The organism is Aristaeella lactis (assembly GCF_018118585.1).
GTDB lineage: Bacteria > Bacillota > Clostridia > Christensenellales > Aristaeellaceae > Aristaeella > Aristaeella lactis.
This window is the reverse complement of the sequence record NZ_CP069421.1, coordinates 1,422,410-1,437,980: the sequence shown is the minus strand read 5'-3', so window position 1 is coordinate 1,437,980 and position 15,571 is coordinate 1,422,410. Positions and strand designations below refer to the sequence as shown.

Sequence of the window (15,571 nt, the reverse complement as noted above, 5' to 3'; positions counted from 1 at the left end):
TTTTTTAGCCCGCACAATTGTTTTTCGCTCTGGCTTCGACCATTTTCGTAACCGGTTCTTTGGGAATCTCATGTGGCCGGGGGGACGTTTCCGGGCCCCCCGGCTGAATTTCACTGTTTGCCGTAAAAGTCTTACATTTCCGGGCTACGGTTTTTCCGACCCTGGATGATCATGGACAGCGGGTATCCGCTGTGATCAATCGCCTCAAACCCACCGCTGATATCGCTGTCAAACTCCTGAAGGCCGGTAATCACCATTCCGTTGCTGCACATTCCGGATATAATCTCGGACATCGAATGGGTGAAGTCGGTGAAGGTTTTGGAATGATAGTTTTTCTGCGTCATATAATACATGCCGCCGTTGCCGGTCCACTCGTGTTCGAAATAGGAAAACCGGCATTCCGTCCTGTGTTCCGGGTCGAACTCTTCATCGCCTTCAGAAGCAAGCATATTCGTGCAGGGATGCTGTTCATTGATCACAATGACAGCACCCGGTTTCATGCATTTTGCGACAACGGCAAAAAAACGGTTCAGGTCATCAAACCAGCAGAGCGCGCCGATCGTGATGATCACAATATCAAACTGTTCCTTATACCGGTCATCAATATCATATACGTTTACAGCTTCAAACACGCAGGGGAGACCCAGCTCCTTTGCTTTTTCATTGGCAAAGGCCACCTGGTTTTCAGCAATATCAAAACCGATTCCTTTCGCTGCTTTTCCGCTTTTCACCAGGGAAAGCAGTTCACGTCCGTTATTGCAGCAGAAATGACCGATCACCTTTCCCTCAGTGTGTATTTTCCTCAGGGCCGCCGCCGTTTCCTGGTTGAAAAAAGGGTAGTCTTCCTTCTGAATGCGGTCTGTTATATCGGCTCCCCAGGAAGCATGCCTCTGATCAAATGCTTCCTCCCATGCCGCTTTATTTCCTGCGATATATTTATCCATAAAGTATTCCTCTTTTCATTGTTTTATGATACTACTGTATATCCTTCAGAAGCCAAAACGGTCAGTGCCCGTTCATAGTTTTCCTCTTTCACAAGGATATAATCCGTGTTGTATGTTGATACGGCAAAGATGCCGATTTTATGAGCCGCGAGTATGCCGGACAGTTTTGACAGAATACCAATCAATGAAAAGTCGAGAACTCCCTAAATACGAAAGCCTCTCCATCCATCATCCCGCTCGATCGTGTTCTGCGGCGTATCCTCCGTTTTGCACACCAGCGACAATTCTTCATCCGTTTTTCCAATAAAGTAGAAATCTGCATCCATATTAATATCGGATGTCCCGAATACTTTACAAACAGTAAGCTTATGTTCGATTTTCTTCAGTTCCATCTGTCTTGTTTCCTCCACAAACTGGAATTGTCAGCACATCATTTAAACGCAAACACGATATCATCGGAGGCGGCATTACAGATTCCTCCTGCTTTCTCGTAACACCTGCAGGCGGAAACATTGTGCTTATTGGTAAGCAGAAACATTTTGCGGCAGCCCAGGACTTTCGAATGTTCGTGAACAAACCGGACAAGTTCCGTTCCGTAGCCTTGATTCTGCCATCCTTCCATAACGTCAATTGCGTGCAGATAGTATACTTTCTGCCCATCCGGCTCATTGAGAACATAGCCGTAAGCAAATCCGACGGCTTTTCTGTTATCTACAGCAATATAACCGTATGCGTTCTTTTCCTCCAAAAACGCTTTCAGCACGGCCTCATCGTATTTCGTGTTCTCATCATCAATAAAGTCAAGCATCAGCGCAAGGTTTTGTTCTGCTAACAGTTCACACTTCATATCAACCGACCTCAAATTACGATTTATCGTTGGTTCTCAGGCTGCTTTTCAGCACAAACACCTGATTCGGATAACCAAATTCTTCCGTCAGTTCACTTTCGCGGAAACCGTATTTTCTGTACAGGGCACGAGGCGCAACACCTTTTTCATCATCTTCCCGGAAGGTTGATACTGTAATGTCCCGGTTCCTGTCCAGTTCATCAAGAGCTTTTTCCAGCAGCTTTGACGCGATTCCTTTCCTGCGCTGTTCCGGGGAAACGGCCAGACAGCAGATCATGTTCCGGTTCCTGGAAAACAAAAGGACACCGGTGATCTCCTCACCGTTTTTCGTGCACAGTGCCTGCTTCTTTTCCATGAACTTCAACACAGTCTGCCGGTGATCCTCCAAAGCCTTTTCTGTTTCCAGTCCGGGGAAATTCCAGCTGACACGCCGGACAAGATTCATCCAGCTTTCAATATCATCGGGGCTGCCAAAGGATACCTGATTTCCTTCGCCGGGTTTCCTGTCCGCAAGCCATTCCACTCCGGAAGCCTGCTGATCAACACCGGGATTCCGGTTTGTCATGACGACAGCGATCTCTCCAGTACGGAAGTGCATTTTCAGCATACATTGCCCGCTTTCGCCCCAACCCCGGGAGATGAGCGTATTATCCTCTCCGATAAACAGACCAAGGCCAGTCCAGGGAAACTTTTCCACGGGTTTTGCCATTTCCTGCACCGTTTTTTGCCGCAGCAAGCGGCTTCTGCCCTCATATGCTTTCATGAATTCCTTTGCGATGATCAGGAGTTCTTTCGGTGTGCTCCACAACCCGGAGGCCGCGAGATCGGGCACAGCAGGGAATCTGCCCGGGATGGGCAGACCTTCTTCATCATAACCTGTCGCCATCCTGCTTTCAAAACAGGCTATGTTGCCGGGTGTTGCAAAGAAGGTATTGCATAAACCCAACGGATCCAGCAGAATATCCCAGACAATATCGTCAAAGGATTTATGCATCACATCCTGCAGCAGCTGCTGCAGGACACAGTAACCGGCATCGGAGTACTCAAAAGCTTCTCCCTGGGGTTTTTCTGCACGGACAGGACGGTTGTTGTAGGTGGTTTTTCCTTCGAGGATATCCACCAGGCTGATTTCCGGATCATTCCGGCGCAGTCCGTAAAAAGCATCTTCTCCATCCATAATCCCGGCAGTGTGGCACAGGATCGACCGGATGGACGTATTGCTTTCACTTCCATCCAATGTGCGCAGTTTCCATTGCTGCAAATAAGTATTGGCAGGATGATCGATATCAATGACACCCTGTTCATACAATTTCATGACGCATATTGCGGTAATGAATTTTGAAATGGAGAACGCCGGGAAAATGGTGTCACTGCTTACCGGTGTATTGCTTTCCCAATCGGCAACGCCGCAGTATTCAGATGTCGTTTTCCCGGCCGCGTTTGTCCAGGCACATCCGATTCCGGGAAAGACTTCCTGTATGTTTTTGTATTCCATAATTCAGTCCTTTTTACTTCAGGATATATATTCTTCCAATCAATCTTTGTTTCACAGTTCCTTTCTCATATACCCGCATGTGAAAGGAAAGAAGTCGAATTTATGGGTCCCCAGATGTATTGCTCCGTTTTCTTCATACCACTTACGAAGCTTTGTGTTTTCTTCCACAATTCCGATATTCATAAGCTTGCAATCCTTCTCGCGAGCCACAGAATATGCATGCTCCAGCAGCTGCTTTCCTATACCCTTATGGCGGTATTCCGGCAAAACGGCCAGGTTGTTCAATTCACACTCATTATTCTCCTGTATGAGCAATGAGTAATATCCGCATAAAACACCGGCTTCCTCATAAACATACATAGGCCTGTGTTCACCATCCATGTGCCAGAGAAGTCTCTCCTCGTTCGTTGCAAACGCAGTAAATCTCGGAGCGTTTTCTTCCGTAAAACCGAACTCGTCAGCCACGGTCTTAAAACTCTGTTTTATGATGTTTACACACGCCGGAATATCTTCGTGAAAGACTTCTCTGATCATTTATAAGCTCCTCCTTATACGCACAATCATTTTCTTTTCCTGATATATATCAGAAGAAAATTCAGAATGTCATACAGCCCCTTATCCAAAAACTCCTTGTCACGCAGTCCGAATTCATGCCCTGACTGGAACCATTCCTGCCATGCAATATCATAGCAATCAGCCTCAAGAACACTGATGTCGCACTGGTCTCCGCATTCGTCCTTCAACAGGGCGTCCCACCAGGAAGCCGTTTTGAACAGTTGTGAATCATCACCCTCGGCCCATGTTTCAAACAACTGTTTCAAATCACCCTGTGGCTGCTCCTTCAACCCCGGAATGGCAATCATGACATGACCGTTTTCTTTGACATAAGGCAGTATTTTCTCTGCGAATACACCCGGCTTACAGCCGAAGTAATGATAAGAGTCCACGCTGACAATGCTATCGAAATAATCCTGTGCAAATGGCATATCCATTGCGTCACCATGAATCGGTATAATCTTATCTGCAAGCCCATTAGCCGTTATTCTTGTATAGTTTTCAGTTGCAGGAACCCATAGGTCAAACGCATAAACGTGCTTCGCATCTGTTTCATTGGCAATAAAAAGTGATGTTAATGCATATCCGCATCCCAGATCCAAAGTGCGGTCAAATTTCACATCCTCGGGACATCTGCTGATCAATTCATCAAGCAGCCTGAAAGAATTTGGACCCATCAGGTACTCCTTAGTAAAGTATTTTTTATACTTTTCTATATTACTCATTCCAGCCTCCACAAACTCCGATTTGCTGCTTAATCAACTTCAAACCTGCCAGTGATTTTCCCGTGTCCGTTACAGTCTGTTTATTACACCCAGTAAACAGAATACTTAGTTTCAGCCTCAAAACCGAATTTCTCTGCCAGATGCCGGGAGACTTCATTTTGCGCGTCCCAATGGACAGTGATGCCGCGTCTCATACAATCCTGCAGCATCCAGGCAATGCAGGCAGATGCCAGCTTTTTTTCCCGATGAGTTTCTTTTGTGGATACGTCCAGTTCCACTTCCTTGTTTACGCTCAGGAAAGAGGAGGCGGCCGCTACGATCTCGCCGCCATAATAGACAACAGCGCCGGAGCCTTCCGCATGAAAAGCGGCGAAGCTGGAATAATTCTCCCCGTGAGAAAACGGATGCTGTTCAAAAGAAACTTTATCCATACCGGTCAGGAAGTATCCTTTCGGGAGCTCCGTGTTTTCCGGTATGGTAAAGCGGCATGCCGGTTTCATCATTGTCCGCCAGTATACTGCCGCATCAGGATACTGCGCCTTAATCTGTTCTTCCCAGGCACCTGTCATGCATACCAGCGGCCTGTTCCTGAAATGGGATTCCACCCGGGCGATAGATTCCGGTTCCGGTTCTCCGTCCAGATAAACAAACAACGCATCTGTGATACTGCTCCGGGTGAACTGCTCCTGTTTGCCGTAAACGTTCTGCATAGCCGCCTGGTATAAAAGTGGTTTATTCATGTTCTTTCTCTCAGTCCTGCATAAGGGATGTCATTGATCAGGCATTCCACTGCGTCTTCAATATCTTCCCAGTCCAGCACTTCACCTTCCCGGGCACAGCATTCCAGCTCATCCACGATATTTTCGATCAGCACCATGTCGATGAACAGCGGCAGCTTTTCCAGCATCTCCTCGGGAAGATCCGTTTCGGTTTTGTAGCCCTGCAGCTGGAGGTCGAAGCACTGCTGCATCAGCTCGAAGCGCCTGCCCGGATCGGGTTCCTGTCTTGTCCAGCCTTCGTTATGAGTCCAGAGATTGGCAAGGTCGAACATATACCAGCAGTTCATGCAGTTGTCAAAGTCGAACACCGTGACCGCGCCTGTATCCATGTCGATATGGTAGTTTCCGTCGCTGAAGTCAAAATGTACCAGACCATAGCAGCTTTTGTCCATCGGGAGGGTGCGGAAAGCCTCCAGACGTTTTGCAATGGCTGTTTTGAGTTCACTGTATTCATCCGGGATCAGGCGGCCCAGGTACGTCATGTTGTATTTGTCGAAGTAGTCCGGGCGGGGAGAGACGGGCACATACGCTTTGGACAGCCTGTGGATCGCACCCAGAGCCTTGCCGGCGTTAAAGAAGTATTCACTCAGCGGTGCGCCTTCCCGGTAACGGTAGCCGTTATCCGCAAGCAGCATTCCTTTGGCGCAGGCAAACAGGCTGACATATACAGCCTTGCCATCCGCCTCCACGCACTCCACCAGCCTGCCCTGAACAGACGAAATCACATCCGCCACAGGCGCTCCGTTTTCAGCCAGGAAGCGGATAAACTCTGTTTCAGCAAGATAGTCTTTTTCCGTTCTGTCTCCGAGGGTGGAGAATCGGAGAATATACTGGTTATTGCCGTTCCGGCTGACGATCACGATTTGGTTCCGTCCGCCTTCATGGCCGGATACCGGGATGAAGGTGCAGCCTTCCAGGGTATACAGATGTTTTGCCTGTTCAAGAATACGCTTCAATCAGATACCTCCTGTTATGACCTTGTTTATTCATTCGCAGCATTGATCTGCTTTTTCATTTCTTTGACGATGTTCCTGATGCTCTTATTGTCTGTGTCAATGACGATATCCCCAGGGCAGGGCGGCAGGTGCAGCCAGTAATAATTCGTTTCGCCCTTGTCGCCCCGCTTGTCATGACGCTTTTTCAGTGTCTCCTCAGAGCAGGTGAGCGTGAAGGCAATGACCTCGTAGTCTTTGGCTGTAATTCCCTTCAGGATCCCTTCGCGGATCTGCGGATCCGTCAGTACAACGGAGGTGAAAAACACATATTCGAAATCCGAATCCAGATAGTTGGAAAGGATAAAGGACATGCTTTTGTCCCCGTTGCGGAGCCGGCTGTCCGTGACGGAAAAGGGATGAACGCACCAGCACCAGTCCCCGTCCAGATATGCGCTGTTGTCAAAGCTTTCAAAAAGCCGGGTGCCTGCGGCTGTCTTGCCTACACAGGGGGAACCGCTGATGAGGATGAGTTTCTTTCGCATGCTGGTTTCTCCGGTTTTATCTTACTTCTGTTTCTTTTTCACTGCATCCATTTCCGCAATGAGTTCCTCCAGCGGGCGGTATTCTCCGCCCCACCATTCAAACACATGCATCCCTTCCTCTTCGAGCACGGATTCCGTAAGCGTCATCTGAATGCCCAGCTGTTTCAGCAGGCCTTCGCGATCCAACGCCTGATAATCAAAAGGCAGCAGCTTGCAAAACTCTTTATAAGAGACGCCGCATACGATCTGATGCACTCCAAGGGACGCGATGGCTGCCAGGCACCGTTCACAGGGAGCGCAGCTGGAATATACGACAGCATTCTCCAGAATTTCATCGGAATACTTGTTGGCGCATTTGTGCACCAGATTGAATTCCGCATGCCCGAAGATCCTGTGAACATAGTCTGACGTGTTTTCCGCTTCCTCCAGGATTTTCCCGTTATGCACAAGAACTGCGCCAAAGGTATCATAGCCCTTTTTCCCGGCACTTATCGCCAGTTCATAGCATCGTTTCATGTGTTTCACATGTTCGTCATCCACAGGTGTTCCCTCCTGATACAATCAGACACTTGCACAGAACCGGAACAGCGGATCGCCGTTTTCTTCCGTGCCATACTGCACCATGCCGCCCTTCTCCATGGCCCGGGCGGAGGCGATATTCTCCTTGTCACAGCCGCCGTGCACGCCGGAAAGCGCGTATTCTTCAGCGGCAACCCGAAGGAGTTCTTTCACGCATTGGGTTCCGTATCCCTTGTTTCGGTATTCTTCATCCAGCAGAATGAAGATTTCAGGCTCCGCATGATTCCTCGTGCCATCCAGTCCGCACCATCCCATGATGGTTCCGGGATGATCTTTCCCGCACACCGCGAGGCAAAGGTGGAAGATGCTGCCTTTCATATTCCGTTCGTAATTCCCGCGCATATAGGCGATGGCTTCCTGTGCCTCTCCGTCTGAAAGCGGATGATGATCTGCGGGCCATGTCCGGGCGACTTCCGGCATATCGTCTTCTGTGACAAAACGGAGAAGCAGTTGTTCGGTTTCAAAATCCGCGTGCTTCAGATAGGATGCAAGTTGATTCTTGCTTTCCGCTGTATTCAAAACGATCACTTCCTTATCCATACCTGTATTCGTCCGGAAATATGCTGCTGGCTGTTCAGCCTTCATGGCCGCGAACATCCGCCCAGAGTTTCCGGAGTTCAGGGGCTTTGCCGCGCAGGATATATTCCACAGCGTCCATGGCCGTTTTCCAGAGCGGATCATGGGCGTTGGTTATTTCCGATTCGCGGACGTATTTCACCTGGTTCGCCGCGCAGTCCGGAGCAGCATCAAAGGCAAGGGCCAGGGACTTTGCCTTCCTGAGACAATCTTCTGCTCCTTTCACATCGCCGGATTTATGCTGAAAGACTGCCAGGAAGGTGTTGAAAACCACGATCATCTTGTCTATAAAGTCCGGTTTATTTGTCTTTTTCAGCCCTTCCAGGGTGGGAATGATCCAGCGCATCATTTCCATGCCGGATGCGTTGTCATTCTTTACGTCAAACAGCATCGCATAGCCGATCACCGTCTGGATGAGTGAGGAGATCGTTCGCAGAAAACCATCCTCCAGGTAATCATTTGCTTCTTTCGGATCCCTTCCATGAGCGAGCAGCATGATCCCGATCCTGTCATCAAAAACCGCGCCGGGGTTGTGGGCTTTCAGCAGTTCCAGCGCCTTGTCCGTTTCACCCAGCATCTCATGCATCTCCGCGATCATGCCGCAGATCCAGGATTCGTTTACCCGGGAATCCGTGCACTGAGATACCAGCAGGCGCGCACTGCCCAGCAGTTCTATGGCACGCCGGAACCAGGGCTCCTTTTTTGTTCCCGCGGCAAAGGTATAGTAAAGGTTGGCGGCAGCAAAGACCACATCGAAGGAATGAGGGTATTTCCGAACCGCCTTTTCCGCCTCCGAAACCGCATCGTAATCAAGACTGTTTCCCGCCATCCACAGACGCTCCACCATGGCGTTCAGCCGGTTGTCATTCAGATGATAGCCCAGAAGCGCATCCACGGAGATATCAAAGAAATCCGCCATTTCCATGATAAGCCGCAGTTCGGGCAGGGAGGACCGGGATTCCCACTTATAGACCGCACCGACGGATACCCCCAGCACTTCCGCCAGCTGTTCCTGGGTCAGCCCGCGCTGTTTCCGGTAGGACCGAATGTTTTCCGCAATACGTGTCTCCATGCCGTCCTCCTCCTTTCTGGTTATTCAAATATTATATGACAGAAGTCAGTAATGAAAAAGAGATCAGCAATATAATTATTTGGGTGAATACCCATACCAATGGTAGGAGTTTGCCTTGAGCCTCATTACAACTGAGCGCTGAAGAGCGATACCTGAAGAAGCATGAGAGGGAAGACGAATGAAAGGTCTTTTTCCCTCGTTCGTTATAGTACGCTGCCCATATGTTTCGTCATTGTAAAGAATTGTTCAACATGATCCCTGATTGCTTTCTCACATTCATCAGCCCTGTCCGGTTCTCTGTCCCATATTCCCATATACATGATTACCGGGGCATAAAACATCGCGGCGAGCACCTTTGGATTTCCAGGCTTTATGACGCCCGCTTTCATCAGCTGTTCAAAGAGCTTTTCATCATATCCCAGCATAGCGTCAACATATCGTCTCGTATACGTTTCGCCCAGTTCTCTGCTCTGGAACTGTGATATGGTCAGCATACGGCGCACCTGCCCTGAATATTCATCACTCATGGAAAAGCGGACGAATGCCAGAACATTTTCACATAATCCTTCTGATGTGATGCCGCTGTAGACATCCACATCCTGTTTGTTCATTGCTTCATGACTGCCAGTCAGAAAATGAACCGACAGTTTTTCGAAAAAGGCTTTATACTTTACTTCCGACTCCGCTATGATCTCCTCAAAGATCTGCTGCTTGCTTTCAAAGTGCTTATACAGCGCCGCTTTCGATATCCCCAGCGGGCCGGCAATGTCACTCATGGATGTTCCGTCGAAGCCTTTTTGCGAAAACTGTCTGAGTGCCTCTTCAAGAATCAATTCTTTCGTGCTCATTTGTTTTCCTCCACAAACTCATCCAGTACATGATTGATCTCTTCGCTGTTGCCGGTCATGAGATGGCCTCCGCCTGAAAAGAAAACAGAAACGCAATCGGGTATTTCATTGCTCCAGTACTTCGCTTTCTCCGGATCTGCCAGCTTATCGTCTTCAGAATGAATAATAAGAACCGGTACTTTTATATTTCGTAAATCATAGTTCTCATAGTGATCAGTATGATCCTTATTCACAACTTCTCCATCAAAGACTATGCCTGCCCTGCGTTCTTTCATCGGCATAATCTGCTTTATCACACTGCTTTCCATTCCCATGACCGGTTTAAACAAAGGACTGATCATCCACATGGCAATGTCATTACACAACATTTCCGGAGGTCCTGACATTCCTGCAGCCGGTTTGGCCGGTTTCTCCGATGCCGGATATCCTGAACAGTACAGCACCAGACCTTTGCATCTTTCGGGATACATCAACGCGAATCTCTGCGCGACTGTTCCTCCGGCGCTGGTAGCCACGATAAAGGTTTTCTCTATGCCAAGCGCATTCAGAAATTCAATAAATGCGTCTACCTGCATATCTACTGTGGCGTTTTCCGGCATATCTGTTCCGGGATATCCGAACCTTGATGGTGCAATAACCCTGTAATCGTCTGTACGTCCGCTCAACACATCAAAACCCTGGTCATACCCTCCGGTAATTCCATGACAGACAAGAAAGGGCTCTCCCTCACCCTCGTCTATATAACTGATCTTTCCATAGGAACTATTTATGCTTTGGGCTTTCGCCTCATAGACTGCAAATCTGTCCAGCGCTGTTTTCCTGACCAGTATAAAATCTACCGCAAGAGCCAAGACGATAATCCCCAATATACATAGTGCTATCATTTTATTCTTTTTCTTTCTTTTCATCTTCATTCCTTATTTCAACACGATCTTCGTTATTCCCAAGCAAAATAAAATAGTGACCGACCGGTAACCTTATTTTAGTTACCGATCGGTCACTTGTCAACTCGGCTCCTGTAAGCTGCCGTGGTTTACAATGCTTAGGAACGATGCTGTCAAAACCCCTGCAAATACATGATTCTTTTTTTATTTCGAAAAAACCACAACTAACAGCCATCCTCTTATAACAAGCGTATATATATATGGCTGGCGGAAAAGCCGGTCGGAAACAGAATGAAAGAAGCCCAAAGGGCAAGGAGGATACGAAAATGAACAACAAGATTACAGGAGCAATTTTCTGCCTGATCGCCGCAATTCTGGCCGGTGCCCGGTACGTGGCCGCTGCCATCTTCATGAGCAACACTTCTTCCTGGAGCGCTGAGCTGTTCGGGAACAGCCTGAGCTACGTCGGCCCGAACCTGCTGATTGCCACTATCGCCGCGCTGGTCGTTGGTATTGGTTTCCTTGTCTGCGGACTGCTGAAAGACGGTAAAAAGACTGATAAGTAAAGCTTACTCCGTAGGAGTTAACAGACGGAAAAAGGTTGCAGTATACCTGCATAGACCCGAAAAAGGGAGCAGACACAGAGAAGTGCCTGCTCCCTTTTTTGAATTAACACAGAAGGTGCCAATCACTGCCACGGAACATAAAGACGCCGGATGATGACCGGCCAGCCTGCTGAACCTTTAATGCGCTACTTTTCCCGGGTCCAAGTATCTTCCGCTTTCCGGGTTATCATGCCTCTCTCTTGTATACCAACATCCCATTACCGTAAGGATCATCTTCAGCCCCATATTCCTCATTGACAAACATGTATCCTGCTTTTTCCAGCACCCTTGCCGATGCCGCGTTTCCATGGACAACGCGTCCGTAACTGATCGTCGCGTTAAGCCGGGCGAATGAGAATGCTGTCATGGCATTAAGGACTTCTGTTGCCAGTCCTTTTCCGTTATATTTTTCACAAATCTGATAGCCGATCTCCAATGCGTCCGGTTCTTCCTCAACTTCACTGACCCCTGTGTCACCGATCAGTTCTCCGGTTTCTTTCAGCTGAATCGCAAGGACAAAAGGCAAGCGATTTTGATCAACACAATCCCTGAAAAAAAGAATGGCTTCTTTGGCTTCATCAATATCAGCATAGCTTTCGTTCGGGAACCATTTCTTCACTTTCGCCTCTGCGTGATTTTCATATAATCTCGCAGCATCTTCCGGTTCGAGTTTTCTCGCCAGGATCCGTTCCGTTTCAAAGAAAACATCCATATGCATTCTCCTGATTATCAATAAGTATAAAAACTCTGATAGTGATCAATTGCTATTATATGACAGAAGCAGGGGACGGAAAAGAGATTATATGGGATTGCCGGATCCTCATAATCCTGCATTCTCAGCACATGAAATCCCCTAAAGTTATACATGAAGAAGCCAGTGAGAGAGGATTATGGCGTGAAAGGGAGAGTATCTCCAGCTCCAAGGGAAGATGAACGAACGGCATTATTCAGTATGATCTGGATAGTTCTTTTTCTTTTTTGTGGGATGTGCTATGATGTGCTACAGAATAACAATGATTATGTAAATATATGATGACCTCAGCTTTAAGACTTAAGCAGGAGAATATATATGAAACGTATTGTGGCTTTAATTGTAGTTATAGTCTTGTCATTAATATGTCTTTCGGGACAAGCGGGTGGAGAAACAGCTTATTCTTTTAGAGAAGATTATGAAAAAATAGATCTAGCAGCAAAATCTTTGTTTTATGTTGAAACATATGATAGTCAACATAGTATTATTTCAAGTGCAAGTGGCTTTGTAGCTTTTGATGAACATCTTTTTGTTACCAATCAGCATGTTATCAAAGATGCTTCATATCTTAAGGTATGGGATGATGACAATAATATGTATATGATTGATAAAGTGGTTATGTCTGATGAAGCACATGATATAGCAATTCTGTTGTTTCCGGAAGGCAAACAGTATAATTCTTTGGAATTGAATGGGGATGAAATATTAAAACGAGGTCAACCAGTGGTAACGATTGGTAGCCCAAAAGGATTTCAGAATACCGTGGCATATGGCAATATTGGTGCGTTCCCTAAGATGGATGATATAGAATATATTCAGTTTACTGCTCCTATATCTCATGGAAGTAGTGGCGGCTGCTTGTTTGATGATATAGGCAAGGTAATAGGTGTAACTTCTGCTGGTATTGAAGAAGGACAGAATTTGAATTTTGCTATACCAATCAAATATGTTCTGGAGATGTATGATCAGTGGGACAAAAACAACTATGAACAATTAGGATCTGCACGATCATGGGATATGGTTGGAGTAACGCCGCCACCACCTTTAGTAGACACTTTACCGGTAGATGAATTCCTTAATCGGTATGGGATAATCAATCGTTTGGTCAATTTCCGAAATGGACCGTCTACGAATTCTCCTAAAAATGGAAATCCGATAGCAGCTGGTGAATATGTATATCTCATCATGAATGTGATGAATGATGCTGGTGAAGTGTGGTCAAGAATAAACTATAACGGCAAAGTAGGCTATGTTAGAAGTGATTGTATAAATCTTATTGATGAAAATGATGGTAAAAAATATGATAACGCTCAGCCCACGCCTGCTCCGATTTATTCATCAACTGACAAGTTGCCTTCCGGCGTGACTATCAATCTATTTGGAATTATTAATCATCTTGTCAATTTCCGGACTGGCCCTTCTATCGATTCGGCTTTAGCTGGAGAACCGCTTCCCGTTGGCAAGCGTGTATTTGTTTTATCCAATGAAACAAACGAACAGGGAGAAATGTGGTCAAGGGTAAGCTATAATATGATAGAAGGATATATAAAAAGCGAATATATATATTTGATCAATCAAGGCCAATAGAATTAGTTAAGTAGTAGATTGAGACTGCACAAAGGAGGAATTCGTCATGAAAAAAACGGGCTTACTGTTTGTTAGACTTATACTACCTGCGTGTAACGAATAAACATGTGGAATTTGAGAATAAATGATGTGTGTGGAAGGAAAGAGTATAAGAAAAAGGGGAGTCTGCCTTGCAGGCTCCCTTTACTTCGGGTAATACGGTTATCTCAGTAAAGTCAGCACGGACGGGATCCAGGCTGCGGAACCGTCAATGCGGTACTTTTCTTCATCTTCGTCTTCCCGCACAGTGACGGGCAACTCGGAAAGGATCTTCTCCACATCGTCAGTATTCATTTTCAGGGATTCGGCAATTTCACCGGCAGAAACATACCGGTCTGAATCCCGCATAGTCAGATCCTGCAGCGTGAAGAAGACTTTCAGTACTTTTTCATCGGCAAACTGTTCCAGCATGCAGGCAAGCTTCCTGATTTCTGCTTTTTTCAGCCTGCTCCAGGCCCTGCTGTCGGTGAAAAGGATCAGATCGCCGTCCCTGACGGAACAGCCTTCCGCTTCGCTCCGGGCGGAAAGTCCCCAATGGCTCACGGGTTCTTTGGCGTAGTTCTTTTCCTTCCAGTGGACACTGTTCCTGTATCCGCTGCTCATAACGATTTCGTGCAGCTGTGCGGCCAGACGGTACGCGCTGTCAAAGCATTCTTTTTCAGGCAGTTCTGAAAAGTACTTCTTCAGCGACAGGCACAGGGCTTCCAGGCTGGAATTCGGGGTGTGCCCAAGCAGTTCATCGATTGAGACTCCGAAGTAGTCCGCGACCCGCGGAAGAAACTGGATGTCAGGACAGCATTGGCCCGATTCCCATTTGGAGATCGTCTGGTTTGTGACGCCCAGGTGTTTGGCAAGGGCTTCCTGGGTAATCCCCTTCTGACGCCGTAAAAAACTGATCTGCTCACAGATTTTTATCGCGTTCATTTGATCATCTCCCATACATGTTTTTCCGGCCGGTGCTGAAAGTATATGCTGTAAACATATGGAAATCAATAACGCATAAGGTGAATTTTGGAATATTATCCAACTGGAGGTTGGAAGAAAGCATACGGGACACAACACCCGCGGAAAACAGAAAGCATGTTGATTTGAAAGAATGAATATGCAAAAATAGGAAACAGCAGGCCGGTGGTTCCGGTATTCCCAAAACAAAAAGACTGTTCCCCGTGAACAGGAGAGGCAGGAGAGAAGACATATGTTCCGAACAAAAGGAAAGATGATCATTGCCCTGATGCTGGTGCTGGCTGTGCTGACGATCCAGGTGTGCGCCGCGGCTGAGATCAACCTTGACGTGACTTTTGACGAGAACGGTTTTATCAGTGACCCGGAAAGCTGGTATTATTTCGGATATACCTATGGCGGGGTCACGTTCGCAATTCCGACTGACAGTTATTCCTATCCGCTGGATGACGCGCAAAAGGAAGCCGGCATCATCTTTGTGGCTGCCAATGAAGACTATACCCTGCAGCTTCGCTGTTTTGAACCCGAGGTTATGACGTACAAAGACCTGAAGAAGCAGATGAAAAAGGAGATCACGGCGGAAGTCCATACGGAGGAACGCTACGGTAAGGAAGTGCTGTTCTACCGGAACAAATATCCGACCGAGGTTTCCGAACTGTACGGGATCGGCCTGGAAGGACTTGACGGCAAGCTGTACAAAATCAGCATATTTACCGGGGAAAAAGAAGAGTATAAAAAAGACGCCGTGGTATGGAAGATTGCCGATATTATTGCAAAGAGCGCCAGGAACAGGGACTTTTCCGAATGGGGTCTCCCTGACCAGCCTGAGGGTCAGGGAGACTAAGGAA

Annotated in this window: 18 protein-coding genes and 1 pseudogene; 3 read left to right on the top strand and 16 right to left on the bottom strand. The window is 47.3% G+C overall.

The window, feature by feature from the left end; genetic code table 11:
* Window positions 1–131 precede the first annotated feature (131 nt).
* The 14 genes and pseudogenes from JYE50_RS06695 to JYE50_RS06630 form a co-directional block, all read right to left on the bottom strand.
* Window positions 132–944, bottom strand: a complete 813-nt coding sequence (locus JYE50_RS06695; RefSeq protein ID WP_084097099.1) for a class I SAM-dependent methyltransferase — start codon at window positions 942–944, stop codon at window positions 132–134.
* 23 nt (window positions 945–967) lie between these two features.
* Window positions 968–1,336 (bottom strand): annotated as a pseudogene (locus tag JYE50_RS06690) (ACT domain-containing protein).
* A 38-nt stretch (window positions 1,337–1,374) separates the two neighbouring features.
* The gene (locus JYE50_RS06685) at window positions 1,375–1,791 is read right to left on the bottom strand and encodes a GNAT family N-acetyltransferase (RefSeq protein ID WP_084097097.1); all 417 of its coding nucleotides are present in this window, start codon (window positions 1,789–1,791) and stop codon (window positions 1,375–1,377) included.
* 16 nt (window positions 1,792–1,807) lie between these two features.
* Complete coding sequence (locus tag JYE50_RS06680) at window positions 1,808–3,286, bottom strand: GNAT family N-acetyltransferase (RefSeq protein WP_084097095.1); 1,479 nt, start codon at window positions 3,284–3,286, stop codon at window positions 1,808–1,810.
* 51 nt (window positions 3,287–3,337) lie between these two features.
* On the bottom strand, window positions 3,338–3,820 hold the full coding sequence (locus JYE50_RS06675) for a GNAT family N-acetyltransferase (protein WP_084097093.1): 483 nt from the start codon (window positions 3,818–3,820) through the stop codon (window positions 3,338–3,340).
* Window positions 3,821–3,846: 26 nt separating this feature from the next.
* Entirely contained in the window at window positions 3,847–4,566 is a 720-nt protein-coding gene (locus JYE50_RS06670; protein ID WP_084097091.1) for an SAM-dependent methyltransferase, read from the bottom strand.
* A gap of 83 nt (window positions 4,567–4,649) precedes the next feature.
* Complete coding sequence (locus JYE50_RS06665; RefSeq protein ID WP_084097089.1) at window positions 4,650–5,306, bottom strand: GNAT family N-acetyltransferase; 657 nt, start codon at window positions 5,304–5,306, stop codon at window positions 4,650–4,652.
* Window positions 5,303–6,301 carry a phosphotransferase enzyme family protein gene (locus JYE50_RS06660; protein WP_084097087.1) on the bottom strand — a complete coding sequence of 333 codons (999 nt, stop codon included), beginning with the start codon at window positions 6,299–6,301 and terminating at the stop codon, window positions 5,303–5,305. The genes JYE50_RS06665 and JYE50_RS06660 overlap by 4 nt, the downstream gene beginning before the upstream one ends.
* Window positions 6,302–6,327: 26 nt before the next feature.
* On the bottom strand, window positions 6,328–6,822 hold the full coding sequence (locus tag JYE50_RS06655; protein ID WP_084097085.1) for a DEAD/DEAH box helicase family protein: 495 nt from the start codon (window positions 6,820–6,822) through the stop codon (window positions 6,328–6,330).
* Between the two features lie 21 nt (window positions 6,823–6,843).
* Window positions 6,844–7,362: a deaminase gene (locus JYE50_RS06650; protein WP_084097083.1), complete on the bottom strand. Its 519-nt coding sequence runs from the start codon at window positions 7,360–7,362 to the stop codon at window positions 6,844–6,846.
* Window positions 7,363–7,383: 21 nt separating this feature from the next.
* Window positions 7,384–7,986, bottom strand: coding sequence for a GNAT family N-acetyltransferase (locus JYE50_RS06645; protein ID WP_179138440.1), 603 nt, complete (start codon window positions 7,984–7,986; stop codon window positions 7,384–7,386).
* Complete coding sequence (locus tag JYE50_RS06640) at window positions 7,976–9,049, bottom strand: helix-turn-helix transcriptional regulator (RefSeq protein ID WP_084097079.1); 1,074 nt, start codon at window positions 9,047–9,049, stop codon at window positions 7,976–7,978. The genes JYE50_RS06645 and JYE50_RS06640 overlap by 11 nt, the downstream gene beginning before the upstream one ends.
* Before the next feature lie 203 nt (window positions 9,050–9,252).
* Window positions 9,253–9,897 carry a TetR/AcrR family transcriptional regulator gene (locus JYE50_RS06635; RefSeq protein WP_084097077.1) on the bottom strand — a complete coding sequence of 215 codons (645 nt, stop codon included), beginning with the start codon at window positions 9,895–9,897 and terminating at the stop codon, window positions 9,253–9,255.
* A complete protein-coding gene (locus JYE50_RS06630) occupies window positions 9,894–10,805 on the bottom strand; it encodes an alpha/beta fold hydrolase (protein ID WP_179138439.1) in 912 nt (303 codons plus the stop codon). Before JYE50_RS06630 ends, JYE50_RS06635 begins: the two co-directional genes overlap by 4 nt.
* 302 nt (window positions 10,806–11,107) lie before the next feature.
* Between JYE50_RS06630 and JYE50_RS06625 the strand changes: the two genes are divergently transcribed.
* The gene (locus JYE50_RS06625) at window positions 11,108–11,347 is read left to right on the top strand and encodes a hypothetical protein (protein ID WP_084097075.1); all 240 of its coding nucleotides are present in this window, start codon (window positions 11,108–11,110) and stop codon (window positions 11,345–11,347) included.
* 226 nt (window positions 11,348–11,573) lie between these two features.
* Here JYE50_RS06625 and JYE50_RS06620 read toward each other — a convergent pair whose 3' ends face one another.
* Window positions 11,574–12,098 (bottom strand): GNAT family N-acetyltransferase, encoded by a 525-nt coding sequence (locus JYE50_RS06620; RefSeq protein WP_179138438.1) that lies wholly within the window; start codon window positions 12,096–12,098, stop codon window positions 11,574–11,576.
* 357 nt (window positions 12,099–12,455) lie between these two features.
* Between JYE50_RS06620 and JYE50_RS06615 the strand changes: the two genes are divergently transcribed.
* Complete coding sequence (locus JYE50_RS06615) at window positions 12,456–13,724, top strand: trypsin-like peptidase domain-containing protein (RefSeq protein WP_084097071.1); 1,269 nt, start codon at window positions 12,456–12,458, stop codon at window positions 13,722–13,724.
* A 201-nt stretch (window positions 13,725–13,925) separates the two neighbouring features.
* Here the strand turns inward: JYE50_RS06615 and JYE50_RS06610 are convergent, their stop codons facing one another.
* The gene (locus JYE50_RS06610; RefSeq protein ID WP_179138437.1) at window positions 13,926–14,687 is read right to left on the bottom strand and encodes a helix-turn-helix domain-containing protein; all 762 of its coding nucleotides are present in this window, start codon (window positions 14,685–14,687) and stop codon (window positions 13,926–13,928) included.
* A 271-nt stretch (window positions 14,688–14,958) separates the two neighbouring features.
* On the opposite strand from JYE50_RS06610, the gene JYE50_RS06605 reads away from it, so the two are divergent.
* On the top strand, window positions 14,959–15,567 hold the full coding sequence (locus JYE50_RS06605) for a hypothetical protein (RefSeq protein ID WP_143763686.1): 609 nt from the start codon (window positions 14,959–14,961) through the stop codon (window positions 15,565–15,567).
* Window positions 15,568–15,571: the final 4 nt, after the last annotated feature.